Origin of the sequence: Robbsia andropogonis (assembly GCF_034047095.1) — a bacterium.
Classification (GTDB): domain Bacteria; phylum Pseudomonadota; class Gammaproteobacteria; order Burkholderiales; family Burkholderiaceae; genus Robbsia; species Robbsia andropogonis.
In genome coordinates this window covers 111,857-138,333 of sequence record NZ_CP139167.1, presented here as the reverse complement: position 1 = coordinate 138,333, position 26,477 = coordinate 111,857, and the positions used below count along the sequence as shown (strand labels likewise).

General features: G+C 57.5%; 20 protein-coding genes and 2 pseudogenes. 11 read left to right on the top strand and 11 right to left on the bottom strand.

Annotation, left to right across the window (positions count from 1 at the left end):
• Positions 1 to 6 precede the first annotated feature (6 nt).
• Positions 7 to 824 (bottom strand): IS5 family transposase gene (locus tag SJQ66_RS11545; protein WP_320534211.1). Its coding sequence is split into 2 segments (ribosomal slippage): positions 7 to 467 and positions 467 to 824, totalling 819 coding nucleotides; the frame shifts between segments, so codons are not numbered across the junction.
• Between the two features lie 231 nt (positions 825 to 1,055).
• On the opposite strand from SJQ66_RS11545, the gene ectB reads away from it, so the two are divergent.
• On the top strand, positions 1,056 to 2,312 hold the full coding sequence (gene ectB / locus SJQ66_RS11540; RefSeq protein ID WP_320534210.1) for a diaminobutyrate--2-oxoglutarate transaminase: 1,257 nt from the start codon (positions 1,056 to 1,058) through the stop codon (positions 2,310 to 2,312).
• Positions 2,313 to 2,378: 66 nt separating this feature from the next.
• Positions 2,379 to 3,671, top strand: coding sequence for a phosphoribosylamine--glycine ligase (locus SJQ66_RS11535; protein ID WP_320534209.1), 1,293 nt, complete (start codon positions 2,379 to 2,381; stop codon positions 3,669 to 3,671).
• 82 nt (positions 3,672 to 3,753) lie between these two features.
• Here the strand turns inward: SJQ66_RS11535 and ilvN are convergent.
• Together ilvN and SJQ66_RS11525 are read right to left on the bottom strand one after the other, a co-directional pair.
• Positions 3,754 to 3,984, bottom strand: a pseudogene (gene ilvN / locus SJQ66_RS11530) (acetolactate synthase small subunit); the annotation flags it as partial.
• A 111-nt stretch (positions 3,985 to 4,095) separates the two neighbouring features.
• Positions 4,096 to 5,851: pseudogene (locus SJQ66_RS11525) on the bottom strand (acetolactate synthase 3 catalytic subunit).
• A gap of 371 nt (positions 5,852 to 6,222) precedes the next feature.
• Between SJQ66_RS11525 and SJQ66_RS11520 the strand changes: the two are divergent.
• A complete protein-coding gene (locus SJQ66_RS11520) occupies positions 6,223 to 7,437 on the top strand; it encodes a multidrug effflux MFS transporter (protein WP_320534208.1) in 1,215 nt (404 codons plus the stop codon).
• Between the two features lie 70 nt (positions 7,438 to 7,507).
• Here the strand turns inward: SJQ66_RS11520 and SJQ66_RS11515 are convergent, their stop codons facing one another.
• Positions 7,508 to 7,774: a DDE-type integrase/transposase/recombinase gene (locus tag SJQ66_RS11515; RefSeq protein WP_407691493.1), complete on the bottom strand. Its 267-nt coding sequence runs from the start codon at positions 7,772 to 7,774 to the stop codon at positions 7,508 to 7,510.
• Positions 7,774 to 8,490, bottom strand: a complete 717-nt coding sequence (locus tag SJQ66_RS11510; protein WP_320534207.1) for an IS6 family transposase — start codon at positions 8,488 to 8,490, stop codon at positions 7,774 to 7,776. Before SJQ66_RS11510 ends, SJQ66_RS11515 begins: the two co-directional genes overlap by 1 nt.
• A gap of 450 nt (positions 8,491 to 8,940) precedes the next feature.
• Between SJQ66_RS11510 and SJQ66_RS11505 the strand changes: the two genes are divergently transcribed.
• The 8 genes from SJQ66_RS11505 to SJQ66_RS29670 all read left to right on the top strand — a co-directional run bounded on the left by SJQ66_RS11505 (position 8,941) and on the right by SJQ66_RS29670 (position 19,170).
• Positions 8,941 to 11,529, top strand: coding sequence for a type VI secretion system Vgr family protein (locus SJQ66_RS11505; protein WP_320534206.1), 2,589 nt, complete (start codon positions 8,941 to 8,943; stop codon positions 11,527 to 11,529).
• Positions 11,530 to 11,531: 2 nt separating this feature from the next.
• Entirely contained in the window at positions 11,532 to 12,536 is a 1,005-nt protein-coding gene (locus SJQ66_RS11500; protein WP_320534205.1) for a DUF4123 domain-containing protein, read from the top strand.
• Between the two features lie 16 nt (positions 12,537 to 12,552).
• Complete coding sequence (locus SJQ66_RS11495; RefSeq protein WP_320534204.1) at positions 12,553 to 15,420, top strand: T6SS effector BTH_I2691 family protein; 2,868 nt, start codon at positions 12,553 to 12,555, stop codon at positions 15,418 to 15,420.
• Between the two features lie 2 nt (positions 15,421 to 15,422).
• Positions 15,423 to 16,160, top strand: coding sequence for a putative type VI secretion system effector (locus SJQ66_RS11490; RefSeq protein WP_320534203.1), 738 nt, complete (start codon positions 15,423 to 15,425; stop codon positions 16,158 to 16,160).
• Positions 16,161 to 16,257: 97 nt separating this feature from the next.
• A complete protein-coding gene (locus SJQ66_RS11485; RefSeq protein ID WP_320534202.1) occupies positions 16,258 to 16,998 on the top strand; it encodes a putative type VI secretion system effector in 741 nt (246 codons plus the stop codon).
• A gap of 36 nt (positions 16,999 to 17,034) precedes the next feature.
• Complete coding sequence (locus tag SJQ66_RS11480) at positions 17,035 to 17,310, top strand: PAAR domain-containing protein (protein WP_320534201.1); 276 nt, start codon at positions 17,035 to 17,037, stop codon at positions 17,308 to 17,310.
• A gap of 196 nt (positions 17,311 to 17,506) precedes the next feature.
• The gene (locus SJQ66_RS11475; protein ID WP_320534200.1) at positions 17,507 to 19,048 is read left to right on the top strand and encodes an AcrVA2 family anti-CRISPR protein; all 1,542 of its coding nucleotides are present in this window, start codon (positions 17,507 to 17,509) and stop codon (positions 19,046 to 19,048) included.
• On the top strand, positions 19,045 to 19,170 hold the full coding sequence (locus SJQ66_RS29670) for a PAAR domain-containing protein (protein WP_407691492.1): 126 nt from the start codon (positions 19,045 to 19,047) through the stop codon (positions 19,168 to 19,170). The genes SJQ66_RS11475 and SJQ66_RS29670 overlap by 4 nt, the downstream gene beginning before the upstream one ends.
• 86 nt (positions 19,171 to 19,256) lie before the next feature.
• On the opposite strand, the gene SJQ66_RS11470 is transcribed toward SJQ66_RS29670, so the two are convergent.
• From SJQ66_RS11470 to SJQ66_RS11445, 6 genes are all read right to left on the bottom strand, one after another.
• Entirely contained in the window at positions 19,257 to 19,454 is a 198-nt protein-coding gene (locus tag SJQ66_RS11470) for a hypothetical protein (protein WP_320534199.1), read from the bottom strand.
• A gap of 5 nt (positions 19,455 to 19,459) precedes the next feature.
• Positions 19,460 to 19,555: an H-NS family nucleoid-associated regulatory protein gene (locus tag SJQ66_RS11465; RefSeq protein WP_407691491.1), complete on the bottom strand. Its 96-nt coding sequence runs from the start codon at positions 19,553 to 19,555 to the stop codon at positions 19,460 to 19,462.
• A 123-nt stretch (positions 19,556 to 19,678) separates the two neighbouring features.
• Positions 19,679 to 22,825, bottom strand: coding sequence for an error-prone DNA polymerase (locus SJQ66_RS11460; protein WP_320534198.1), 3,147 nt, complete (start codon positions 22,823 to 22,825; stop codon positions 19,679 to 19,681).
• A 6-nt stretch (positions 22,826 to 22,831) separates the two neighbouring features.
• The gene (locus SJQ66_RS11455) at positions 22,832 to 24,289 is read right to left on the bottom strand and encodes a Y-family DNA polymerase (RefSeq protein WP_320534197.1); all 1,458 of its coding nucleotides are present in this window, start codon (positions 24,287 to 24,289) and stop codon (positions 22,832 to 22,834) included.
• Positions 24,219 to 24,917 (bottom strand): translesion DNA synthesis-associated protein ImuA, encoded by a 699-nt coding sequence (gene imuA, locus SJQ66_RS11450; protein WP_320533873.1) that lies wholly within the window; start codon positions 24,915 to 24,917, stop codon positions 24,219 to 24,221. The genes SJQ66_RS11455 and imuA overlap by 71 nt, the downstream gene beginning before the upstream one ends.
• 888 nt (positions 24,918 to 25,805) lie before the next feature.
• Positions 25,806 to 26,249 carry a hypothetical protein gene (locus tag SJQ66_RS11445; RefSeq protein WP_320533708.1) on the bottom strand — a complete coding sequence of 148 codons (444 nt, stop codon included), beginning with the start codon at positions 26,247 to 26,249 and terminating at the stop codon, positions 25,806 to 25,808.
• Between the last annotated feature and the right edge of the window lie 228 nt (positions 26,250 to 26,477).

The following is a 26,477-nucleotide window of genomic DNA, read 5'->3' as shown; positions in this document are numbered from 1 at the left end:
GCCAGTTCAAAAATCGTTCTCAGTAGGCCTGAAGATATTCCAACAGACGAGCGAGCGGCCAAGTTTCAGGAAGGCTTCGTGAATGTCAGCACGACGATCGAAGCGAATGCGTAGACGACGGAAATTGTGGAGCCAAGAGTGAGTGCGTTCGACGACCCAACGATACGTGCCCAGTCCGCTACCGTGCTCGGTGCGGCGCTTTGCGATCATGGGCCTGATGCCACGTTCGCGCAGTGCGCGACGGTGTCGTTTGGAGTCGTAGCCACGATCGGCGTAGAGGATCCCCGGCTTTTTAAGCGCTCGGCCACGCACGCCTCGAATCGGCGCAATGGCGTCGACGAGCGGCAGCAGTTGCGTAACCTCGTTGGCGTTCGCGCCAGTGAGGGTGGCGACGACGGGAATGCCGTTTGCGTCTACGAGGATGTGATGCTTGGAACCCGGACGCGCTCGATCCGTGGGGTTCGGGCAAGTTTTTCGCCCGCCCCAACAGCGCGTATCGACGATGAGTCGACCGCTGTATATGAGAGGTCGAGTTGGTCGGTCGCCCGCAACTTGTCTAGCAGCAATTCGTGCAGCCGGTCCCACACGCCAGCCTTCTGCCAGTCGTCCAGTCGACGCCAGCATGTCGCGCCCGAGCCGAAGCCCAGCCGGGTCGGCAAGTGGTTCCACCGGATGCCAGTCTTCAGCACGAACAGGATGCCGTTGAGCGCCACGCGATCGGGCACACGAGCACGTCCCGGATCGCTCTTCGCGCGAGGCTTCACGGCTGGCAGCAACGGTTCGATCAGTTTGCACAGTTCGTCGTCAATGATCGGCGCTTTCATCTTTGGGCTCCCGTCATTGCGGTCCTCAAGCTTAACAAATCGCCGAGAAAGTAAACAGCCCCCTCTCGGGGAATTTAAACTGGCCTCTAAGGGCCGTCATGCGGTTCAACATGCTAGCGGGATCTAGACCATCGTCGCCTCGATGTCGTTGCGCCTCACTCGCAGGTGATCTCCCGAAGTCAAAGTGAAAGTTTCTACCTTATCGGCGTCAACAATCGAGGAGGAAGTGACGTGAGTACCGACTATTCAGATTGCTACGAACAGTATGAATCCGCGGCACGAAGCTACTGCAGAGGGTTTCCGTTCGAGATCGATTCCGCAGAGAACGCAAGGGTGCGCCTGTCGTCGGGCGAGCTATTCATTGACTTCCTGTGTGCAGCAGGATCGTTGAACTATGGCCATAACGATGAGGACATGAAGCGTGCACTTCTTCGTTATATCGAGCGCAATGGAATTGCGAGTTCACTGGACCTCCATACGAGCGCCAAAACCGCGTTCATCCAGAGTCTCGTGAGCCGAATTCTCGCTCCCCGGCAGCTCGACTATAAGGTTCAGTTTACAGGACCGACCGGTGCGAATGCGGTCGAAGCCGCATTGAAGTTGGCAAGAAAGGTAACGGGTCGCTCCAACGTTGTCGCGTTTACGAACGGCTTCCATGGCGTTTCGCTTGGTGCTCTGGCGGCTACAGGAAACAAGAGTAGTCGTCGCGGCGGAGGTGTCGAATTGCATGGTGTAACACGCCTTGCGTACGATGGTTACTTCGGACAGGACATTGATACGCTGGCTCTGGCGGAGCGAATGTTCGACGATCCATCAAGTGGACTCGACGTCCCGGCGGCCTTCATCGTGGAAACGGTGCAAGGAGAGGGAGGGTTGAATGCTTGCTCGTCCGACTGGCTTAGACGGCTCCGCGCTATCGCCTCCAGGCTGAATGCGTTGCTGATCGTCGATGACATACAAGCCGGTTGTGGCAGGACGGGTACATTTTTTAGCTTTGAAATCGCCGAGATCGTTCCGGATATCGTAGTGTTGTCAAAATCGATCTCTGGTTTTGGCATCCCCCTTTCGCTCGTACTGATGCGCCCGCAATACGATGCGTGGCATCCGGGAGAACATAACGGGACTTTCCGTGGAAACAACCACGCATTTGTCACGGGCGAGGTTGCCATCACCAAGTTCTGGTCAGATGGCCGATTTGCTTCCGACGTTGCACTGAAAACAAGACTGGTAGAGACGACGCTGAGGAACATTGCGGAAGCGACAGGATGGGTCTCGGTTGGCCGCGGGATGATGCAAGGTCTTCGCTGCCCGGATGGCCTTACTGCAGAGAAGATCCATTCGCTCTGCATCCGGAAAGGGCTGCTACTGGAGCGCTGCGGCCCGGATGACGAGACATTGAAGCTGATGCCTCCGCTGACAATCGAGCGTACGCTTCTTGAGGACGGACTCGCGCGCTTTTCAGAGGCGGCGCTCGAGGTGGCCGAGTAGCAGAAACTGGCCCACATGTTGTTGACCTTATGTGTTCTGACAATCAGATTAGAGGCGGACGTAATAATGACCCGATATATGCTTTTTGGTGAAGGAACCTCTAAAGAGCAGGCGTTTTGCGAGCAGTGTTGGAGGCTGACGTCTGACGATGAGTTGCTGTGCTGCATTACCGGAAGAAATCTGTATCTGGAGTCGTCACCGAATACTTCGCTCGTCAACGGCGTATCCGACGCCATCAATATTGCGTCGCGACGTGGCGTCCAGATCGTCATTCTGTTGAGTGTCGAGCAATTGGAGGCAGGAAATTACCGGAAGTTTCACGAAGCAGGCTTCCAGGTGTTTGGTTTGCCGGAAACCACAATCTCGCTTGAGACAAGCAAAAGTAGAGCTAAAGCGTTCATGAAACGATACGAGGTGGCATCGGCGCCTAGCGTTTCATTCGATGACCCGGTGGACGCAAGGCAATATCTGCTCGAAAACTGGCGAGGGGCTCGAAGGTTTGTCGTAAAGGCCGACGGCTATTTGAGTGACATCAAGTTCAGTTGTTGCGTGCCAGATTCCTTACTGGAAGCATTGGCCGCGACGCAGTCCCTCTTCGAGCATCTCGATAGTATCGGTGCCAAGCGTGAAGTGGTCGTCGAGGAGCGCGTCGAGGGGCGGGAATTTTCCCTGCATCTTTTAGTGGACGGATCAACCTACAAGGTCCTGCCGATGGTCAGAGACTATAAGAGGATTTTCAAAGGCGATCGAGGTCCGAACACGGCCGGGATCGGCTCGGTTGCGGTCGCGAAGGAGTGGGATGGGGAACTGCTCGACCAGATCAAAGCGCGGATTATCGAACCGACGATGCTGGGGATGCGCGAAGAAGCGATAGACTACAGGTACATCCTGTACATCGGCGTTATGGTCACCGACGCCGGGCCGGTAGCGCTCGAATACAACGTTCGGCCTGGAAATCCCGAGTTCCCGACGTTGCTGGCATTGTTGAAGACCAGTGGATTGCATCTGGTGTCCGCAATGCTCGACCGTCGGTTGAGCGAACTGGCCTTGGAATGGGAGCACGACGAACCGTATAGCGTGGCCGTCACAACGACTGCACCGGGCTATCCTTTCTCAGATGAAGGGATTGGAGAACCCATTGCTGGGCTCGGATTGGTTGAAAGCGAAGTTTGGCCTCTTGCCGAGAATATTTGCGCGAACCCTCTTCCCACTGTGTCTTCCGGGCGGGTATTGACCATAGTGGGGCGTGGAAGCTCCTTTGCTGAGGCGAGAACGCGAGTCTATCGCAACATAGACAAGATTCAGTATAACGGCCTCTATTGTCGACGCGATATCGGAGAGTTGTCGATTCTTGAGTGAGACCGGCAGCCGGCGCGGAGGTGGCGAGTGATCTTCGCCTCGTTCCACGCCTCGCCGGCCATCCCTAATCCGAAACCGAATGCATGGTTGTCACTCGGACTACATCGATTAGGCGGTTGAGTTGCTTCGTGATCTGATCGATTATGTCGGCCGATTCGATCGAGTTGATCGTCATGTCAGAGAGCTTCGGATCTGTGTCGGTCGGCACCACCGTCAAGGTTTCGATGTTGTAGCCGCGTCCGGAGAACAGACCGACGACGCGTGACAGCGCGCCCGGTTCGTTTTCCAGCAGGACGGAAATGATGTGTCTCATGTTTGCTTCTTCCAGAAATTACCGTGTGGATTCACTCGGGCCGCGCGCCGCCGCGCGCCGCACCGCCCTCCGTGAAGGCGGCCGCATCCGGCCGGAGCGCGCGTCGCGCCGTTACAGATCTTCCGATCCGAGCAGCATCTCGGTGATGCCCTTGCCGGCCTGTACCATCGGCCAGACGTTTTCGGTCGGATCGGTCTGGAAGTCGAGAAACACGGTGCGATCCCTCAGGCGCAGCGCTTCCTTCAGCGCCGGCTCCACATCCGCGGTCTTTTCGATCCGCATGCCGACATGGCCGTGCGCTTCGGCGAGCTTCACGAAATCGGGCAGCGCATCCATGTACGAATGCGAATAGCGCTTGCTGTATTCGATCTACTGCCACTGGCGGATTATGCCGAGGTAGCGGTTGTTCAGCGAAATGATCTTGATCGGCGTGTCGTACTGTAGGCAGGTCGACAGCTCCTGGATGCCCATCTGGATCGAGCCTTCGCCCGTTATGCACAGCACGTCGTCGTCCGGGTGCGCTATCTTGAAGCCCATCGCTGCCGGCAGGCCGAAGCCCATCGTGCCGCGGCCGCCGGAGTTGATCCAGCGACGCGGCTTGTTGAAGGGATAGAACAGCGCCGCCCACATCTGGTGCTGGCCGACGTCCGAGCACACGAACGCATTTCCGTCCGTCAGCTCCCACGACTTCTCGACCACGCACTGCGGCTTGATGATCTCGCTTTCGCGGTCGTACTTCAGGCAGTCTTTCGCACGCCAGCCCTCGATGTCCTTCCACCATTGCGCAAGCGCCTCGGTGTCGGGGCCGTGCTCGGCCGTCTGCAGTTGCGCTCGATCAGCTCCTTCAGCACTTCCTTCACGTCGCCGACGATCGGGATATCGACCTTCACGCGCTTCGAGATCGACGACGGGTCGATGTCGATGTGGATGATCTTGCGCGGACGCGACGCGAAGTGCGCCGGGTCGCCAATCACGCGGTCGTCGAAGCGGGCACCGATCGCGATCAGTACGTCGTAGTGCTGCATCGCCATGTTTGCTTCGTAGGTGCCGTGCATGCCGAGGAATTTCTTGTCCGACGCGCGATAGCCGCCGAGGCCCATCAGCGTGTTGGTGACCGGGTAGCCGAGCAGATTCGCGAACTGGTTCAGTTCGCGCGCCGCGTCGGCGAGGATGATGCCGCCGCCCGTGTAGATGTAGGGGCGCTTAGCCGACAGTAGTAATGCGAGCGCCTTGCGGATTTGTGGTGGATTACCTTTGGTGACGGGCTTATAGGATCGCAGCGATGCTTCAGGTATCGATTCAAAGTAGCACGGCGCTTTTGACACGTCGCGCAGGATGTCGATGAGCACGGGCCCAGGACGGCCTGTTCGCGCGATGAGGAAAGCCTTCTTGACGGTGGCAGCCAGATCGCGCACGTCCTTCACGAGAAAGTTGTGCTTGACGCACGGACGCGCAATGCCAATTGCGTCACACTCTTGAAAGGCATCTTGTCCGATGGCTGAGGTTGACACCTGCCCGCTAATAATCACGAGCGGGACTGAATCCATATACGCGGTCGCGATGCCGGTTACTGCGTTGGTGACGCCGGGGCCCGACGTCACTAGACAAACCCAACCTTTCCGGTCGAGCGGGCGTAACCGTCTGCAGCGTGCACCGCCCCCTGATCGGGGCGGACGAGGATGTGTTGTATTTGATTTTGCTTGTAAAGCTCGTCGTAGATGTAAAGGACCGTCCCGCCGGGATAGCCCCAAATGTATTCGACGTTTTCATGTGCGAGCGCTTTGAAAAGAACCGTCGCGCCAATCGAGTTGGCGGGAGGATTATAAAGCGGTGGCACCACGAGAAGTTCCGCGCTGAGGATATTCATCAAGAGCCCTTTCAATTTTCGGCAAAAAATTCATCGGGTGCTATCTGCCGGGCTTGTGGCTCAGGTTCAAGCGGCGCGTCCGGTGCTGCGGCGAAGTTTGTTGGGTTCGCCTTGCAGAGGACCAACACGGATGGTGGAATAGTTTATCCTACGTATTTGCTAACCTCGGGTCAAGCTACATTTTTTACGCACTGAATGTTCTTTGCACGCTGATCGTACGTGCCAGCATCCTGGGTATGCGGTAATTATTGGTAGCTTCTACACGGTTGCAGGAACCTGCCGGCGCCCGACACTCCCTCTTGTCAGTGTTTCCGACTGGTAGTGCGGGAGTGTGCCGCCGCGTTGTTTACAAACTGCTAGGAAAGAAAACGATGGAAAGCAAAGAAACAGGTATTTCAAAATCAGCACCGTCTTTGAACTTGGTTGTCGTCACACTTCTTTGCGCGTGCTCGGTTCTGCCTCTAAGTATTTTTCTACCGTCGTTGCCTAGCATTTGCAGCGATCTGCGGGTTGACTATGCAGTCATGAGCCTCTCGCTAGCCGGATACGCGGCACTCTCAGCGATTCTTGAACTTTTCATGGGGCCGCTGTCGGACCGCTTCGGTCGTCGGCCGATTATTTTATTGAGTCTTGCCTTGTTCACGATTGGGTCGCTCGGCTGCGCCTTAGCGACCAACGCATGGTCATTTCTTGCATTCCGGTTTGTCCAGGCTGCGGTAACGTCTAGCTACCCAGTTTCTATAGCGGCAGTTCGAGACGTCTTTGGAAAGGAGGCGGCGGCAAGCAAGATCGGGTACGCGGCGACGGCTGCGGCGTTTGCACCTATGTTGGGGCCAGCATTGGGTGGTTCTCTCGATGAGATCTTCGGCTGGCGTGCCAACTTTTGGGTGCTTGCCTGTGTGGGGGGGGGGTTATTCGTGTCCTGTTGGATCGACCTGGGTGAGACCAAAACCAATATTTCCAGGTCGATAAAGGCGCAGTTCGAAGCATATCCGATCCTTCTCCGCTCGAACCGTTTCTGGGGTTATACCGTTTGCCTCGCTTGTTCGACCGGTGCATTCTATGCATTCCTCACCGGCGCACCCATGACTGCAAAAACCTCGTTCAACTTATCACCCGCGGCACTGGGTGCATACATGGGGGCCATTACACTGGGGTTCATGTTGGGGAGCTTCTTGTCCGGACGCTATTCGAAACGATGGTCGCTTGCGAGAACCATGGTTTTGGGACGTATCCTGGCGTGCTTCGGCCCATTGATCAGTCTTACCGTCGCCTTGCTTGGCACGTCGGAAGTACTCTGGGTGCTCGCACCTTGCATGCTCGTCGGAATCGGCAATGGCCTTTCGAGTTCATGTGCGAATGCTGGTGCCGTCTCGGTGCATCCTCCACTAGCGGGAAGCGCGGCTGGTCTCGCAGGTTGCATCACGATAGGGGGCGGATTCCTGTTCGCGTCCGGAACTGGATTTATCGTGACCGCGCAAAATGCCGGATATTCACCATTTTGCGTAATGTTGTTTGCGTGCGCGCTTGCACTTGCGGCATCTGTCTATGTCTTCCGTTTGGAAGCACGACGCTCGCAAGTTTGACATCGTGGGGTGTTTGGCAAGGTTCTGTCGCATTAAGAACTGGGTGGCGTATGAACGTCTATATATAGGATTACTTATGCAATAAGGAGTTAAATTGCTGAGCCGGAGATAGTGCCTTAGCGCTGCCAGTCATCTGACCTTTACAAATCATGTGCATGATCTCGATTCCACCAAGTATGAGGCGTGCGCAGCGAAAATTCTTAAAGCCTATCATGGGCCGCGTTCGACGTTTGATAGCGCGGTGATCCTGTTCGACAAGGTTGTTGAGATACTTTTGCTGGTTCTGGTGCAAATATCTGGCCGGGCTAAAATTATTCTTTAGATAAGTATGCCTTATTAACTGAACAGAACCGCGTTCCAGAGCGTTGGCGTATCGTTGTCTTTGAGCCCGAGCGCACTGAAATCAAACTGGCCCTTGCGGATGCGATGCATCAACTCGATACCTGAAATCGTCGTCGCGGCACTCCTGAGCCGCTTAAAGCCCAGCATGACCTTTGTCCTCGACTTGATGTTTCGATGATCGTGCTCGATCAGGTTATTCAGATACTTCGACGATCTGACTTCGGTCTCAGCTGGCAGCAAGCCGTCGGCCTTCATCTCGCGCACAGCCCGGTGCGAGGCCGCATAGCCATCCAGCGTAATCGTTTCGGGCGCCTGCCCCTGATGCCGGATGGCCTTGCTGAAGAAGGCTTTCGCTGCGGACGCATCGCGTATGGCCCTGAGTAAGAAGTCCACCGTCTGGCCATCTCGATCAATCGCGCGGTACAGGTAGACCCATCTGCCACGAATCTTTATATAGGTCTCATCGACCCTCCACGAGCCACCAGCAGGGATCGCGATGCGGTTCCAGCGTTTAACGAACTCCGGGGTAAAGCGTTTTACCCAGCGAATGATGGTGGTGTGAGCCAGCGATAAACCGCGCTCAGCCATCATTTCCACCAGATCGCGTAGGCTGAGCTTGTAACGAAGGTGCCAGCGAACACACAGAATGATGATTTCGCGATCAAAATGTCGGCCATCAAACAGCCTGCTCTGACCTTTTGGCTTGCTCATCAGCGTTCACGTGATTGTTAGGTTCAATACTTTAACCGATTCGCACCGCCTATTTGCACCAGAACCGTCGCGAAAAGGGCAGGCAATAAATACCCCTCAATCGAAGGTTGCCGTCATTCGCTCACCATTGTCTTCAAAACGATATTGAATTGTCTGGTAGTGGGCGGTACTATTACCTGTTAATCTCGCCGAGTTAATCGAACAGGCTAGTCATTTCTAACTGTTTGGACTATCCATTTGGTATGCGTCAGCGACGCGATTGAGCGTTTCGATTCGTGTTTGTTCGACAAGCTTTTTTTTAGCCGAGAGACGCGTGCCATGCTGCGGCGGCTGTCGTGCCGTTACTTGTGCGGTAGACGGCGCTACCCGCTGTTCCACTAAGCCAAGCCGGCTCTAATGAAAACGATGACTAACCGCGCGTAACCGCGCTATGAAACGAACTGAAAAATCATGGATGTCTACGAGCAGATCCAGTCCGGTAACCCGCTGGGGGTACAGAACAACCGGCCGCTGAAGCTCGATACCCCGGCGGGAAAGGATGTATTGATGCCATTGCGCGCGGTAGGGCACTCACGCATCGGTCGCGGTTACGCCTTCACGGTCGACATGGTGTCAACGTCGCGCAAGCTCGAACTCAAGCAGTTGATCGCACAGCCCGTCACGCTTTGGATGCGCCAGAACGACAAGACGTACAAGCCGCATCATGGTTACGTGCATACAGTGCGTCGCCTTGGCATGGACGGTGGGCTCGTCCATACGCAGCTGGAATTTGCGTCCTGGCTTCACTTCCTGCGCTTTCGTAAGGATGCCAGGATCTGGCAAGGTAAGACGGTCATCGACATACTGACTGACGTGTTTAATGCGCATCCTCAGGCACGGGGCAGATTCAAGTTCAAGCTGTTCGGGGAACTGCGCGATCCCTTGCCGCAACGCTCGTTCTGCATGCAGTACGAGGACGACTGGAACTTCGTGCACCGGCTCCTGGAGTCGGAGGGATTGTGGTTCTACTTCGAGCAGTCGCCGGATGGGCAGTCCCACACGATGATCATCACGGACTACAACTACTACTGCGACGAACTGCAGCCCGGTCAGATCGATTTCTCCCGTGCACAGATGGACGCCGAGGTGGAAGGATTTTCGCATTGGTCGGGAACCCGCACACTGCAGAGCACGCGCTATACCGGCGTCACCGGCGATTACAAGTCCCCGGGCTCAAGCAAGGCGCGCAGCAAGGATACCCTACCCAACCAGGGCGATTTGCCGCAGCAGACCGAAGTCTACGAATACACCGGCAAATATACGTGGCCCGACTATAAGCGTGGCGACCATCTTGCTACCTTGCGGATGGAGGAGATGGAGTCACGGGCCAAGCGGTTTCATGGCGCGGGCAGTATCCGCCGGATGGACGCGGGCCGATATTTCGAGTTGCGAAATCATCCGGACCATCAGAATGATGGGCAGCAGGAACGTGAGTTTCTCGCCATCGACGTGCGGTGGTTTATCGCAAATAACTTGTCGACGGGCAACACCCGACCATTGCCCGGGAGCCTGGAGACCGAAGTAGCCGATGCACGTGCAGACTACCTCGGTGACCAACTGGGGGCTGAGAAGACCGGGAGCGCAAAACTGAGTGCGTCCGCGAGCGGTGGGAGCGCCGGCTTCTTCCTGACGCTGGTTGAAGCGCAGCGCATGAGTGTGCCGTACCGCAGCCCGTTCGAGCACAGGAAGCCGCAGATGCGGATTCAGACGGCGACCGTGACGGGACCTGCAGGCTCGGAGGTGTACACGGATTCGCTGAACCGCATCAAGGGCAAATTCGAGTGGGACCGGCTGAATAGCGGAGACGAGAATGCCTCGTGCTGGCTACGGGTAGCGATGTCGGATACGGGTGGCAGTTACGGCGGTGTGCACGTGCCCCGCGTGGGCGAAGAAATCTTGGTGGATTGGGTCGACGGGGATTGTGACAGGCCGATTGTGACGGGGCGCGTATACAACGGTTCGAAGACGCCAAATTGGCATTCAAATGGACTGTTGTCGGGCTATCGGTCAAAGGAATACGGCGGCAGCGGGTATAGCCAGATGGTACTGGATGACTCGACGTCCCAGCCACGTATGCAACTTTACAGCTCAAGTGCGAATTCTCAGCTCCACCTGGGGTATCTGGTTGCGCACAACGGCAACACGCGCGGGGCTTACCTGGGCAGCGGCTTCGACCTGAAATCGGACGCGTATGGTGCAATTCGCGCGGGCCAGGGACTGTATGTCTCGACCCATCCGGCAAACGCTGCCCAGCCGATGAACGTCACGGCAGCAAGCGAGCAACTGGCGAGCGCGGAAAGTGTCACCGAACTGGCGTCGCAGGCCAGCACATCAAACCAGGCTGAAAGCCTGCAGGACGGCTTGGACGCACTCAAGAAGCTTACCGATGCGACGCAATATAACGTGGCGGGTAACAGTGGCGGTGTCGGTGGTAACACGGGGGGCGGGGGCACGGGTAACGCAAATGGCTTCTCAACCCCAATCATGCTGATTGCAAGCCCCGCAGGCGTTGGCCTGTCCACGCAGGACTCAGCTCATATCACGGCGAACCAGCAAGTCAACATCGTCAGTGGCAAGAGCACGAACGTGGCAGCGGGTAAATCGCTCATCGCCAGCGTGATGGAGAAGATCAGCCTGTTTGCGCAGAATGCGGGGATCAAGCTTTTTGCCAGCAAGGGCAAGGTCGAGATCCAGGCGCAGAGCGATGAGATGAAGCTCGCCGCGCTCAACGACGTGACGATTACCAGTTCGAGCGGCAAGGTCGTGATCTCCGCGGATAAGGAAATTTGGATCGGCGCGGGCGGTTCATACATCAAGATCACATCTGAGCTCATCGAAAACGGGACAAGCGGACAGATCTTGGAAAAAGGCGCGTCTTGGAGCAAGCAGGGGGCATCGTCAATGCGCTTGCCCACGCCGATCACAAGCGTTACGAAGGGATGTTCCTGGAAAACCGCGACCGCATCCGCTAATAGCGCGTCAAGCGTACCGCTGGAGTAGGCATGGTCGAATCTACGCAGACACACGGGCGCGACGATCGCCCTTATCCAGCCACTGTTGAGCTCGGTGCACCTCAGGTCCGCGAGCAGGTTACGGCTCTCAAGAGTTGGTTTCGTCGACACCCAGATATGCGTTGCCTGCTCGTTATCGATCCGACTCAAAATGATCCGGCCGCCGACGGCAGCCGATTGCTAGCAAGTCTCTCTAGGATTGACTTGACGATCGATCATGAGGCAGTGTCGCCAGCGCATTACCCTTATCTTCTTGAGCTGGATCTTGAAAGTACCGCGGGGGCCGATGCGCTTGCGCAAAGCGTGGAATTGGCATTTGACGATCGTCGGCCGCAGGCGATGGCTGAAGGCATGGGGCAACGCATCGGTGGTTGGCTCGCGACTACGGCGGCACCGCAAGAGGTTGCGTCGCATTGCTCTCGCATGATGCTTCAACGTGACGATCGAGATCGTCTTTGCCTGTTGAGGTTTTACGACCCACGAGCATTTGCGCTTCTATGGCACGTGCTGTCGCCGGTACAGCAACAGTCCCTGTTGGGACCGATCCAGGCATGGCACACGCTCGACGCGAGTGCCATGCCAGTGAGCCGATTGAATACCATGGGCCGTCGGGACGAGTTCGAGCTCGACGCCGCGCAGTGGCAGGCGATTCATCGCCACGGCATCGTGAACCGTGCGCTTGCGCTGCATGCTTACGACCAGGATCGTCAACCGCACCAGCATGAAGTCGACGTGGCGGTCGCGGCGGCCGCGCGAGCGCGCCAATACGGCTTGATTGACGAGGAAGATGAGGTGAAGTTTGTTAGTCACGCACTAGCATGGCACCCAGAGTTTGATCTGCATCCCAAGGTTTTACAGATTCTTGGTCGTAAAGCAGACGATGAGTTTTATGCTGAACAAATCGAACAACTCACGCCGGAAGAAATCGAGGAAATTTGTGAAGGGGTTTGGCATGAGCGCCTGAGAACCTCGAATAACGCGGGTGGTCGTACCTGAACATCACGATAAGATCATGGAAAACGCTGCTTCAACCTCTACCGAAAATTGCCCAAATTGTGATAAATCCGGACTTGCGATTTTGCCGGTTCGGTACACGGTCGTGCCGCAAACGATATCGAGTGCCATGCCTGCGGACATCATCGGGCTCGGTGTGATGGATGTTCCGCTGAGCGCACATCACTACAGCTTGCGAACCTTGCGTGAAGGCTGGCTTTATCTTTTCTACGAAAAAGGTGCGAGAGGCAGCAACTACTGGGAAGCCTACCGAGTAACGGAAGACGGGCGGCTCTGGAACCACAAAACGCCTGTGCCTTCGGAGCGCAAAGCGCATGCTGCCTGCGGGAAGCGCGGTAGCGCAGTTCCTATGGAGGTGATTGCCATCGAGAAACCTGAAAAGGCAACAAAGGTGTTCATCGCGTTTTCAGAGTATCCGTGGAACAAAAACGTATTCGAGAAGTACGCGTCCAACGCACAGTTGCGTAGCGATCGCATGCAGGTGATCATGCCGTCGACGTGGATTCAGACGGGCAGTGGTATGTTCGGCATGAGGAAAGGTGAGGCTGGGCATGCGACGGCAGCCACTCAGGCCAGCATCGACCAGATCGTCGAGTACCAACCGGGTTTGAAATCCGACCTGCTAGCGCCTCCTGCTAAGCCGATCACGACGGATGCCGATGGCCGAGCTACCGACGATAGCCTGTGGGCGCAGGAAGCAACGCGTTATCCATTGTATATTCGTCAAACCTCTCCGTCCGGTTCAGCCAGCAAGGACCTGGTCAAACTCATGGAAGAGATCGGCAAGAATGAGGGCGGTACCCCGCACAAGCCGATGCTCCTAGCGCTTTGGGATGGGGTAGGCATCGCCCACGAGCTCGCGGGATTCCACAACGACCCAGCGGGTGCGCTGATGCGCTATACCAGTGCGCAGACAGTGCGGGTTGACGCGGCTCAATCCATCGATTCGGCTGAAGCGGCCGTTCGCAGTGGTGCAGCGTTGAGTGAAAGTGCCTGGCGCCAGTCCCTCATGAGTAGTGCTCTGGGCGGCTATGAAGGAATGGGACTCATGATGCCTGGCACACAAGAGCAGATCGACAAGGCCGGGCAACTCACGCCTGAAGAAAAGCAGGCTGCGGGGGATAAGGCTTGGAAGAAATACCAGGCGAGCCTCAAAGGGGGCAGGTGGCCGAACAGCTTTAGTAAGTGGTTTGATCAAGTGACTGACAAATGCGAGCAGTTGCAGAAGCAGCGTGTTCCTGATCGCGATGCTTGGCTATCCGCTGATACCTTTCGGCACGCACTGAATGACTATGATCCGAACGATGCGGGCGATGGAATGGCGTTTACCGGCGTGATCGACGAGGCGTTTGCCGGATTGCCAGCCACCGATGCGGGTTTGCGTATTGTTGAAAAGGTAATCAACAACATGGACCCGATGGACGAGCGTAGCTACTTTTGGCGGGCATTCGCTTATAACCAGACGGATATTCGTCAAGATTTAAAGACGTTCCTGGCTGGGGTACAGGCGAAGAAAAGTGAATCAACGCTGGACCAGGTGGCGTCGTGGTACGAAGACAGGCAAGCGGACATTTCCAGCTATCTCGGCTATTTTAAGTCGTTTACGAAATTTTACGAGAAGATGGATGAAGTGTTCAAGCGTGAGCGCGCGGGATCGGCAACCGAGCAGCCGCTCAAGGCGCTGCAGGTCGATCGGCTGACGATGTGGTCCGGGCGCGCATTGGTCAACGTATTTGGTCCGATTTCACGTAGTATCGGAGGGGCTTTGATCAAGGGGGCCTTGATGGTTCGCGGAGGAATCGCACTTGAAGACGCCAAGCGCATCACGGTCAAGCTTGCGGCGTGGGAAGGGCAGATGGACTCGTTGGTGAGACTGAAGGTTAGCGAGTTCAAGGCTCAGAATCCAGAAATGAGTCCGCTGCAGCTTCGTGCGAAAGCATATGAGGCGTTAGCGAACGATGAGCGGGGAGCACTGGTACGTAGGCTGTACGCGGATGTGCAGGTGACATCGAATGCGACTCGGGATAAGGCGATCGCTTCGGTGAAGCTGTCCGGCGCATTATTCGTTATCGAATTGATGAATTATTTCCTGTTGTGGACCAAGCCGAATAAGACGACGGATGATGATTTGGCGATTGTGAGCGGGACATTTTCACTGGCGGGCGCCGCACTCAACGTGCAAACCAAGTGGCTGGGGTCCTTTGCAAAGTCCGCTGCCAGTCTCACCCTTTCGAACATGAAAGTGGCGGCTAGCTGTCTGGGGGGGATTTCGTCTTTTATATCGCTTTGGACTGACCACAACAAGATGAAGTCTGGGATCAAATCACGGAATTACAAACAGGCCATCTTCTATGGATTGAAGGTAGCTTTCGATCTAGCATCTGGCACAGTGGCGGTACTGACGGCGATTAGTTCTTCCGCACCGCTGCTAATGCGGTCAGCAACACTGTCGCCGGGAAAGCTCAGATTCCTCGGCAAGCTCTCGGCGCGCGTAGCGGGTGCCCAGGCCCAGATAGACGGAAGAGCAGCTGGTCTGACGGGGGCGGCGCTAAAAGCATCTGTGAAGCGCGCGGCATGGAAGGCCGCGGGGACTATTACGGGCGAAACGGTTGCTGCCGGGGTCGCATCGGAAGTTTCGGCAGGCGGATGGCTATTGATCAGCGGGCGCTTGATCCTGATCGCAACAGGCTGGGAGGTTGCGTTAATCCTGACGGTCATTACGCTCGTGTACAACTATTTCCAGCCGGACGATCTGGAAAACTGGCTCGCAAACTGCCCTTTCGGGACGGCACCAAAATCTGAATGGACGCTGGAAAAACAGCGCGAAGCATTTGAGTCGGCCCTGGCCGTGACTGGATATAACTGACAATGGAAAATCAACAGATAGCGAGGCCGGTACTTCTGCGCGGGAGCATTACTGGATTGACGAAGCGCCAAGCGTCCTATGAAACCGTCTTTACGGACTCAGACAAGCAAGCCATGGAGCGTACTGCGGTGGTAGCGGCGCTTGCTGGGCTTAACGATGTTGCATTGAACCTGAGTGCTTCGACCGAATTCACGGACACGGTAGCTGATCTTGTGACGTTTAATCTGAACGGCGAAGTGGTCCGCGCGTGGATCTGGCTATCGGTCTTCGAAAATGGGGATGAGGTAGAAGTCGTGGCCGAGCGCGCGGGCGAGGACTGGATAGGATATGCGATCAGGCGATGCTCGGACGGTGTTCTATCCGTTCATCCGCACTGTGAGCGGGGTAGTCGGGCGCTTACAAAATTCTTTATGAAATGGTCACTGACATTTTGGAGTGGATGCGCTTTAGCCCCAACACTTTTTTTAGTATTGCCGCCACCTGATAGTTACGAGGAGTGGGTATTTGTTGGAAGGGTTTTATTCGTTATTTGGTTAGTCATTGAAGTAATGGCGGTTTTTATCGCATATAGAATTAGCCGGCGTTTCAAGAGACAGCTGCCGATGGCAAACAAGATATTCGCGACCTTTGGCTGGACGGACCCTCCGAACGTCGATTTGCCAAAAGCTTCGAAAAAACTAAGACAACCAGGGGATACCTGGGAGATGGGGAAGCTGATCTTCCGCTACGGTAAGGTATGACTTGTGGAAGCCGAATGTGGATGCTTGTAGCAATATGCGAACTCGTCCCTATGGCGACCTATGGCATTCGCTTGGGCGGCTCAGGCGCCCTGATAAGATGACGGATCGTCCGCTCAACACGGCTACCGTACTTCTGCGCGGGAGCATTACTGGATTGACGAAGCGCCGAGCGTCCTATGAAACTGTCTTTACGGAATCAGACAAGCAAGCCATGGAGCGTACTGCGCTCGTGGCGGCGCTTGCTGGGCTTAACGATGTTGCACTGAATCTGAGTGCTTCGACCGAATTCACGGACACGGTAGCTGATCTTGTGACGTTTAACCTGAACGGCGAAACGGTCCGCGCGTGGATCTGGCTGTCGGTCTTCGAAAATGGGGATGAGGTAGAGGTCGTGGCCGAGCGCGCGGGAGAGGACTGGATAGGATATGCGATCAGGCGATGCTCGGACGGTGTCCTATCCGTTCATCCGCACTGTGAGCGGGGGAGCAAAGCGAACTTCAAGTTCTTTCTCAAATGGTCAGTTTCATTTTGGAGCGGATGTGCATTGGTTGTAAACATCCTACTACTTCTCAGGTCTTTAGACGATATAGACATATGGTTTGATGTAGTTAAAAGTTTTTCGATAGTCTGGCTGATGGTAGAAGCTTTGGCAGTCTTTATCGCATATAGGATCAGTCGGCGTTTCAAGAAGCAGTTACCTATGGCAAACAAGATATTCGCGACCTTCGGCTGGTCGGACCCACCCAACGTCGATTTGCCAAAAGCTTCCAAAAAACTAAAACAGCCAGACGACACATGGCAGATGGGTAAGCTGATCTTTCGCTATGACGTAAAGTAAAAACCAATCGAACGCTAGATCTTCATTTGAGAGAGTATGAGTAAAGAACTCGTGTGTGATGGCGACGCGACAACTACAGGCGGGCATGTCATCGCGGCAGTTTCAAGCATGTACGACGGCGAGAGGCGCGTCGCGTTGGATCGTGAAATGGCGACGTGCGGCAAGTGTCCGGGAGAGCATCCGATCCAGGGCTCTGGCACCGATATGCAAGAAGACGGGCGCGCTTGCGTGCTTGATGGCGATCTTGTTCTTTGCCCCTGCGAGAAAAACCACGTAAAAGCCAGTGCTGATGCTGGCTGCAATTCGGCTTAACGCAAATCTTTCTTCTCTACACGTTCAGCAAGGTCGACGTGCCGGACTTAGTGAAGTTTGAGAAGTACTGCTGGCCTTGACCAGCCATTTGGGGCGAACGCTGAACATCGGCCGCGCTGCTGGTGCGCGACGGCTGGATCGAGGTGTAAGGTTTTTCAAGATAAGGCGCGTCCTCCACATTCTCGCTTACATGATTATGAATCGACCGCCATTGACATCCGACGAAAGCATGCTGGAAGTAGACATTGAATCGCTTCGCTTTGCGCTCGGGAAGCACGTCGTGCTTTCCGATGGCGCAATGCTTGCCTCCAGCGACCTGTTCAAGGTGGTGCTGTCGGGCTCGATGGCGCTGGATGGCCAACCTCTACGGTGCGCCGGCTTCTTACCAGGGGTCACGCTATGGTTGAGCGCGGGTCACGTGCGTCCGATGGACGGCGAAGACCCAGATGAACTGCTTGACTACATCTGGCAGAAGATCCGCCCGAGACTCATCGAGTGGTTGGGCGTGCCCGCGTCGCCCGCAGCCGTAAAGATGGCGTTCCGTGACTTGCGTCTCGAAGCCGGGTGGGACGATCGGCACCGTGGGCAGGCCGGCGCCATGGAGATTCAGGTGCGGCACGTGCCAGAGGCCATCGCCCAGTATCGCAAACGTCGCCGCTCGCAGCCACTTGTGGAACGAGCGCCCACGCCGGAAGAAGAAACCCGTCAGCAGCAAGCAACGATTCGCGCCTTGCTCATCGAAGCGATCAGCCGCAGTAGCGATACAGCCAACCCTAAGCTCGCGCGCTTGCCTGGACTCGTGCGGTATCGTGTGAGTGGCGCAATGAAAGCGTGGCACGCTGCCCGGGACGCGTTAGACGCGGTGGACTCGCAGAGCTTCACTCAGGCGCTAAGGACAAAAGGGGTGCTTGCGCTGATGCGATTCATCGATCCGTTCACCCGAGACATACTGCCTAACGGGGCAGACGGATTCGACGCCATGCAGGTCCGGATGATCGCGCAATACAGCATCATCTGGCTTGCATTCGAGGTGCGTCATGGTGTGTTCTATGAGCCGACACCCCCCTTGCACCGACTGCTCGACGACTCTTACATTGCTGACGACGTACCGGTCGGAATGATCACGCTGCCAGCCGACACGGTGTGCATCATTCCTGAACCGTCGCGGTGGAAGAAGGCGGGGGATGTCGAGGCGATCGCCATTTTTCGCACCGAACAGACGCTCGACCTGGTTGCGTGGACATGCCAGGATAGCGCGACGACCGGCGCGATGGACGTCATCAGCTTGTCGTTGGACGATCCGGATAAAACCATTCATGCGCTGCTCGATGAATCCTTTCGCAACTCACGGGACCCTGAGGATGCCGAGACACTTGCGCTCTGGCGCGGCGCCATGGATTACAGCATCAAAATGTTGCTGTACCTGAATGCGCGAGATGCGCAGATCGTACACGAGCAGGCGTATACCAAGGCACCGCGTCAGTTCAATGGGCTGGGCAAGCGCCGGCGAGCCGAGCGACTGGCTGAGATCGAACAACTCTATGACCGACATATTGTCGGTCCGGCGATTCTGGATGCGGGGCTGGCTCCGTCACTCGGAGGAGACGGAGAGCATCACGAGGTTCGAGGGCATTGGCGACGACCGCACTTCCGGATGCAGCCGCATGGGCCGCAGGCAGCGCTGCGTAAGTTGATTTTCGTGGGACCGACGATCGTACGGCCGGACCGTCTTAACTGATCATTGACCTTCTAATCGTCGAAGGCAATCCGAATTTCATTGTTGATGAGAAGGCGGTTGCGCTCGACGGGCATAAAACGTGCTGTGAGGCCGTGTTGATATCGCGCCTGGCCACGGAATAAAACCGTATGAGTGGTGCCGCGGCGGGTGTTCTGAATAGTCCGACTTATGTGCTCCGGGCGAGTGATCAGCGTCTTTTCTCGACAAGTTAAAAATGATGCGCCAAATAATTATTTGCGTCGTAAAGTGTTTTTTCGGCAGGCATCAGTGGCAACAACACGCGGACTATGGATATCTCCTTCACGGCACGGGCGTTCATACCTATCGATGCAAGACATGCAGGACGATAGAAGAATTTGGTGCCCCGCCCGGTTAATGGAAGCCGCTCAGGCTTGCGCGTGATCATGGGCGTTAGATCAAGAATTGGCCGTGATCCTTGCCGACAATCGACTGCGGCCGCTTGCCGCGACCGGACCACGTCCGGCCAGTCTCTAGATCTCGATATATCGGCTGGGCTTTCTACATGTTTGGGTTCGGACTTTTGCGTTTTCGGGAAGCCCAGTTCAGCCATCGTGAAACGGTACAGCGCGATCTTTAGTCAACGCATTGTAAAAAACTGCCTACCGCCGTTTAGCAAAAGTTGCGACTCGTCGTTGTGAGATCGCCGAGCAGGGCGGTCATATCAAAAAGCCGCCTGGCGACCAAGTGCTTGACCTTGCCGTCAGTTTGCCAGACGCCATGCACGCCGAGCAGCGTGGCGCCAAGCGCTTCCTTACGGTACCGCTCCAGGAGCGATGGCCAAACTATGACATTTACCGACCCGCTTTCGTCCTCAAGGGTCATGAACAGCACGCCCTTGGCCGTGCCAGGACGCTGCCGCACGGTGACGATGCCGCAACCGCGTGTGACGCGCCCGTTTTTATAAGTGGCCAGCGTCTGGGCATTCATCAGTCCGAGTTTGTCGAGGTGTGTGCGTAAGAGCGCGACGGGGTGGCGCCCAAGGGTAAGGCCCGTGCTTTGGTAGTCCGCGACGATCGATTCTGCTTCTCGTGGCGCAGCCAGGCTCGGTGTGTGATCGTCCTGGCCAGCGTCGCGAAGCAGCGATTTTTCCGGTACCGATGCGATCGCTTGCCACAGAGCTTCCCGCCGGTGCCCGGCGATTGACCGCAGGGCGTCGGCCGTAGCCAGGATCTGTAAGTCGCGGCGGTTGAGATCGGCGCGCCGCCCGAGGTCTGCGACATCCTTGAAGGGCCGCATTGCGCGCGAGGCCTCGATACGCCAGCCAGCCTCTTGTCGTAGACCAGTAATTCGGGATAGGCCGAGGCGCACGGCGGGGCGTTCCATATCGCCTTCCAAGGTGCTATCCCAGTCGCTCGCGGTGATATCCACCGGCAAGACGGTGACGCCATGGCGTCTTGCGTCCTGAACCAACTGAGAGGGTGAATAAAAGCCCATTGGCTGACTGTTAAGCATGGCGCAGAGGAAGGCGGCAGGATAGTGGCACTTCAGCCAACTACTTGCGTAGACGAGCAGCGCGAAGCTTGCCGCATGGCTTTCCGGAAAGCCATACTCGCCAAACCCCTCGATTTGTGCAAACAGGGCATCCGCGAATGCCTTTTGGTATCCGCGCTCAAGCATTCCGTTGACGATGCTGTCGTAATAGTGGCCAAGTCCGCCCTTGCGCTTCCATGCTGCCATCGCGCGGCGCAGCTGGTCGGCCTCGCCGGCGCTGAAGCCGGCGGCCACCATGGCGATTTGCATCACCTGTTCCTGGAAGATCGGCACACCCAGGGTGCGCTCAAGCGCGCCTCGCACCTCGTCGCTCGGATAGGAGATTTTCTCCAGGCCTTGCCGGCGCCGCAAGTACGGATGCACCATGCCACCCTGCACGGGGCCTGGGCGCACGATGGCAACCTCGATGATCAGGTCGTAGAATGTGCGCGGTTGCAGACGCGGCAGCATGCTCATCTGCGCGCGTGATTCAATCTGGAATACGCCGATCGTGTCCGCCTGGCAGATCATGTCGTACGTCGCGCTGTCCTCAGGCGGGATATCCTGCAGTTCAAAAAACTCACCGCGTTGCTCCGACACCAGATCGAGCGTGCGGCGAATCGCGGTGAGCATGCCGAGGGCGAGCACGTCGATTTTAAGCAGGCCAACGGCGTCGAGATCGTCTTTGTCCCACTGGATCACACTACGATCGGGCATCGCGGCGTTTTCGATGGGCACCATGCGCGATAGCTTGCCCGCGCTGATGACGAAACCACCGGAGTGCTGCGATAAATGCCGGGGAAAACCCAGCAGTTGGATGGCCAGCCTCGCCCACTGCTGAATCATGGGCGTATCGGCATCCAGGCCGCTTTCCACAAAGCGCGCAAGCAAATCCTCTTTGGAGTCGAACCAGTGGTGGGACTTGGCGACCTTGTCGATGATTGACGCATCGACACCGAGCGCACGGCCTGCGTCGCGAAGCGCGCTTTTCGGTCGGTACGTGGCCACCGCCGCGGCAAGTGCGGCGCGATGACGGCCGTACTTTCGATAGATGTACTGGATCACCTCCTCACGCCGGTGATGCTCGAAGTCGACATCGATGTCAGGGGGCTCGTTACGCTCCTTGCTGATAAAGCGCTCAAACAGCATATTGCCGCGCTGTGGATCGACCTCGGTGACACCCAGGCAATAGCAGACAGCCGAGTTGGCGGCGGAGCCGCGGCCCTGACAAAGAATGCCTTCCTCGCGGGCAAATCGGACGATGTCGTAGACAGTGAGAAAGTAGGGCTCGTATTTCAGATCCGCGATGAGTTGCAATTCGTGCTCGATCTGCGCCTGTACGACATAGGGAATGCCGTTGCGATAGCGGCGCCACGCGCCGATGTACGTTTCCTGGCGCAGATAGGCAGCGGGGGTGACGCCTGGGGGAGCCAATTCGTCCGGATATTCATAGCGCAGCGTCTCGAGCGAGAAAGCGCATTGCGCGGCGACGTCGAGCGTTGCTGCAAGCATCGCCGGCGCATACACGTTAGCCAGGCGCAGACGCGCACGCAGGTGCCGCTCGGCGTTGGGCTCCAGCGCATAGCCGCACTCGGCGATCGACTTGCGCAGTCGCGTAGCCGTGAGCGTGTCTTGAAGCGGCTTTCGGGAGCGCACGTGCATGTACACCCCGCCAAGCGCGACGATCTTCACACCGTACGCTGCGGCGGCGCTCTCGGCGCGCTCGCGCAGTAAATCGTCGTCTGGTCCGCCATGCAGTGCCAAGCCGATCCACAGTCGCGCGCCGAACGTGTCAAGGGCCCAAGCGACTTGCGCCAAAAACGCCTGGTCCACCTCTGCGGCACCAGGCGGAGTGCCGATGATCACGGTGCAGTCGGGAAGGGCGCGCAGATGGCCATAAGGGCGTGCGGGCCGTGCGAAGTCGTCCCGGCCAACCTGGTAGGTGCCTTTGTTCGCGCGCGTGCGCGCCATCGTGATGAATTCTGAGAGGTTGCCGTAACCCTCCCGGTTGCGGGCAAGGATCGTGAGTGAGGCATCGGGTTGACCATCCGGCCCGCTCAGTTGGAAATAGGCTCCGATCAACAGCGGCATCCCTGCCGCTTTCGCTTGCGCATGCGCGCGAACCACCCCCGCGAGCGAACACTCGTCCGTGATGGCCAAGGCCGTATAACCGAGTGCCTTGGCGCGCGTTACCAGTTCCTCGGCGTGCGATGCGCCGCGCAAGAACGAGAAATTCGTGAAGCATTGAAGCTCCGCGTAGGCGGGTAGGAAGACGGATGCGAGCATGGCGTTTTACCCGAACAGTCCGTGCAGGAACCAGCGTGGGTCGGTATCGTCGGAGAGACTGCCGCGTTCCCGATAGATCCAATAGCAGCGATGGTCGGCGCCCTGCGCGACGAAGTAGTCGCGCGCGGCGAATGGTTCGCTCCACCAGCCAGCCTCGATGCGCTCAGGCGCGGATGCCAAACGCAGCGCACTTCCGTAGAAGGGGCGGTGATTGCGGGTTTTAAGCTCGATCGGCTTGTCCAATAACCAAAGCGGGCGACGCAAGTGTTTCGCGGGCGCGATTGTCCCTGGGCGATGATAGGGAACCCACCGGTTGGCGACCTCTGGTCGATGATCGGCAATCGGTGCGGGCCTGCGCAACCGCTCCTCGCCAAGGCGCGCTGCGAGCAGCTCGATCAGGCGCGCGTGATCGGCGGGAGTGCCGCCGGGCTCAGGAAAGAGCGAGTCGCTCAGTTGCTCGGCAGCTCGAACATCGTCAACGCGCAAGCGCAGCACAATCGCTGGCGCCGGCAGTTCGGTGCGCTCAATGCGCTCTTTGATCAAGCGCTGGATACGGGTGGTCTCGTTGGCCGGCTCGGCGAACATCACCTTGATTTCTGTCGGCGCGACCGCGTCTCGCCCGCGCTCATGCTCAAGCAGTATGGTCAAAGCGGTAATCGCCCGAAAACCCGAAGCCAGCCAACCGGTCAATTGGACCACAAGGGCTTGCGCGTAGCAGGCGATCAGATCGGCGCGATCCGTGCGATCAGGTAGCTCCTGCTTTGCGTCGAAGGTCGGCGGCGGTATCAGCCACCCAAAGCCTTCAGGGACGGCGCCAACGGCGCGATCAAGCGCCAGTAAGAGGCCCGGATCAGCACGACGCGACAGCCCTGCGCGCGGCAGGCGCAGTACCGCACCCAAGGTGTGGCATCCGACGCCTGCTAACCAAGTTGCCGCCGGTCGCGCCTGTGGCAACAGCGCGACCGGCAAGGGTGTGATTTTGCGACGCAACGACGTCTCGCTTAGCGCAATTTGCGCGCGCCTGGCGAGAAGCCACGCCCCGGTACCGGTCGGCGAGAGCGCCACGCGGCCCGTCAGCGCGAGCACTTTGACAGTGTCGATCACGTGCCTGCGTAGCGCTCGGATGCCGCCGAACAGGCGCAAGCTCGCCCCGATATCCATTAACACCGTCGCCTCGCTTGCAAGCGTCACCTGCGGCGAGAAGCGCAGCAGTGCCATCCCAAGGGCCTGCAACACCGCGGCCTCGCGCAGCTCATCGCGCTCGACTAGGGTGACGTGAGGCGCGAGCGTGAGCGCGCCGGCGCGCCGCATGCCTGGGTGCACGCCTGCGTCACGTGCCGCGCGGCTTACCGCAAGCACGCTCTCGCGCTCAAGCACAACCAGACCGGCGCCATCAGGCGTCCAGGTCGGCCGATACGCTTCGAGGCAGAGGTAGGGGAGATGTACGCCGATCCACAGGCGCATGACGCTTGCTCGCAAAAGGTGAGGGGTAAAGCGGCACGAAAAGCGGCTCGTCGCGCGTGGGGCCACGCCGCTTCAAGAAAAACACGGACACGCCATCGGGCGCGGGCTCAAGGCGCAGCCGCAGCGGCGAGGGCGAGGCCAGATTGGCTGCATTCAATGGCCGGATCATAAAAAATGCCGTCTCGCTGGTTTGTGCGGCCAGATGCAGTCGTCTCAACGCTTCGGAGCGCACTTGTGGTTGCCAAAACAACAGCGCACCGGCGGTGCCGGCCCTTAAAATCTGCTCGGTCGACCACAGCGCGTCGGCTAAGGTTTGCGGTTCGACCAAGTGGAGCCCGCCTGTCGGTACGCCCCAATTGGCAAGGGCCTGCATGCTCGGGCTATGGGGCGGCGAGACGAAGAAAATGGGACGGGCTCCCAGGGAGGTCAACGCGGGCTGCAGCAGCCGCACCTCGCCGACTCCTGCGTGTGGAGTAAGTAGATCGACCAAAGTGCCGACGGGCCAGCCACCACCCGGCAATTCGGTATCCAGATGCGCATGTCCTGACGCCAGGCAGCGCGTGGCACCCCGGCCAAGGGAGGAGGCCCGCCACAGCGCTGGATGAATGGATTCGGGGGCGACAATCATGATGATCGGAGCGCTAGGCAATAAGGCTGTATGGATGCACAGTATCATTCACGTTTGGGATTTTGGCAAACGCCACGCGGGAAGCGTCGTCAATGTGATGAAACTGGATGGCGCGATGCCGTAATTTTTACGGATGCGGTACCGTGTCATTCGCCGGAATGGCTTGCTCGCGATGCGGTAGTTGCGCAAATGCGCGTCCCAAAAACGCAATACCCTAAAAGCAATATCAAACAACTGATGAGCGGCGACAGCGGGCAAACCCATAAAAAGCGCGGATCTTTACGTGAAGAGATGCCCGTTGTCACCCGCTGGATCGACGAGATGCGCGCGGCATTTGGTGCGGATACGATCGATCAGGCGATCCGATCTGGGGTAGGGGGAGAACCCACGTTCTACGCGAGAGAAAACGGGCGAGAGTTGGGCGTGAAATGTCCTCCCTCCCGCTTTGACGGTTTGCCGAGGATTTCGTCCCTTGATCGCGGCTGGTGCCGTGGTTGTCATGGCGAGTGTGTTGGTACTGCTCGCGAATGTGAGCGCTCACCAGCGTCTGCGGATTTTTGAAACAATAAGGGCACTCGGGTTCTAAACGCCGTAGTATTTTTCTCGCTCCTTCGAATCTAGCGAGTCTGTAAGCTCGTGGTGCAATAGCGAAATTGCGCGTCCGAGCACCTCGGCCTCTGATATTCCAAACCACTTCGCAAGCAGTTCGAGATCCATCCAACGTGAGGGATCAAGCGTGAATGATCTGCGACGAGCCGGACTACGTCCCAGCGACACTGTTACGAGATAAGGTTCTGGACCTGTTAGGCTAAAAGTGCCCAACGCCCATAAATGGAAAATCCCCCTGTACCTCCTGCCAGACAAGGCTTTCGGGAGGACGTATCGGGTTTACGGGCGCTGAACCTGGGTGCGAAGGTTTTCGATCCGCAGCGCCATGGGCTCAAAGATGGCGCGCATCGTTTCCCGGGAGACTTCCGGGACATCGGCCTGCAGCAACAGGGCAGGCAATTGCGCAAGCAAGGTGGTCCACTGCTGCCAGGTGTGCTCCAGCAGTTCGGCCTTCACCCAGAGATCGCGCTGCGGACGGGCATCGAGAATCGTCTGGAACTCGCGCTCGAGCGTCGCGCCGTCCGAGAGAAGGCGCAGGACGGTGGGCTTGATGGAATCAGGCAGCTCCTGTCCGGACTTTGTCCTGCCGGCATCCTTGAGCCATGCCTGCTCGAAGAGCTCGCCATAGCGGTACAGGCCTGGGTACGTCTGGCACAGCGACACGAGCAGTTCGTTGGAGGTGGTGTTCCAGAGCCGTTGCAGCTCGGGCGTATAGGCAGCCATATGCGCAAGCAGGCTGCGCCGCGGATGCCGTTTGCTTCAAGTTGACGCACGCGCTGGTCGATCGCGGCGGCGATCCGGTGCTCGTCGGCAAATCTTCGCTCCTTGCCGGGCACCTGAATCTGCCCCGTTGCAATACCTGAGGCAACCGTTTCAACGATTTTCGCATAGCGATAGAAGCCGGCAAACTCACGCGCCAGAAGATTGATGGCGGCGTTTTCCAGCTCCGTC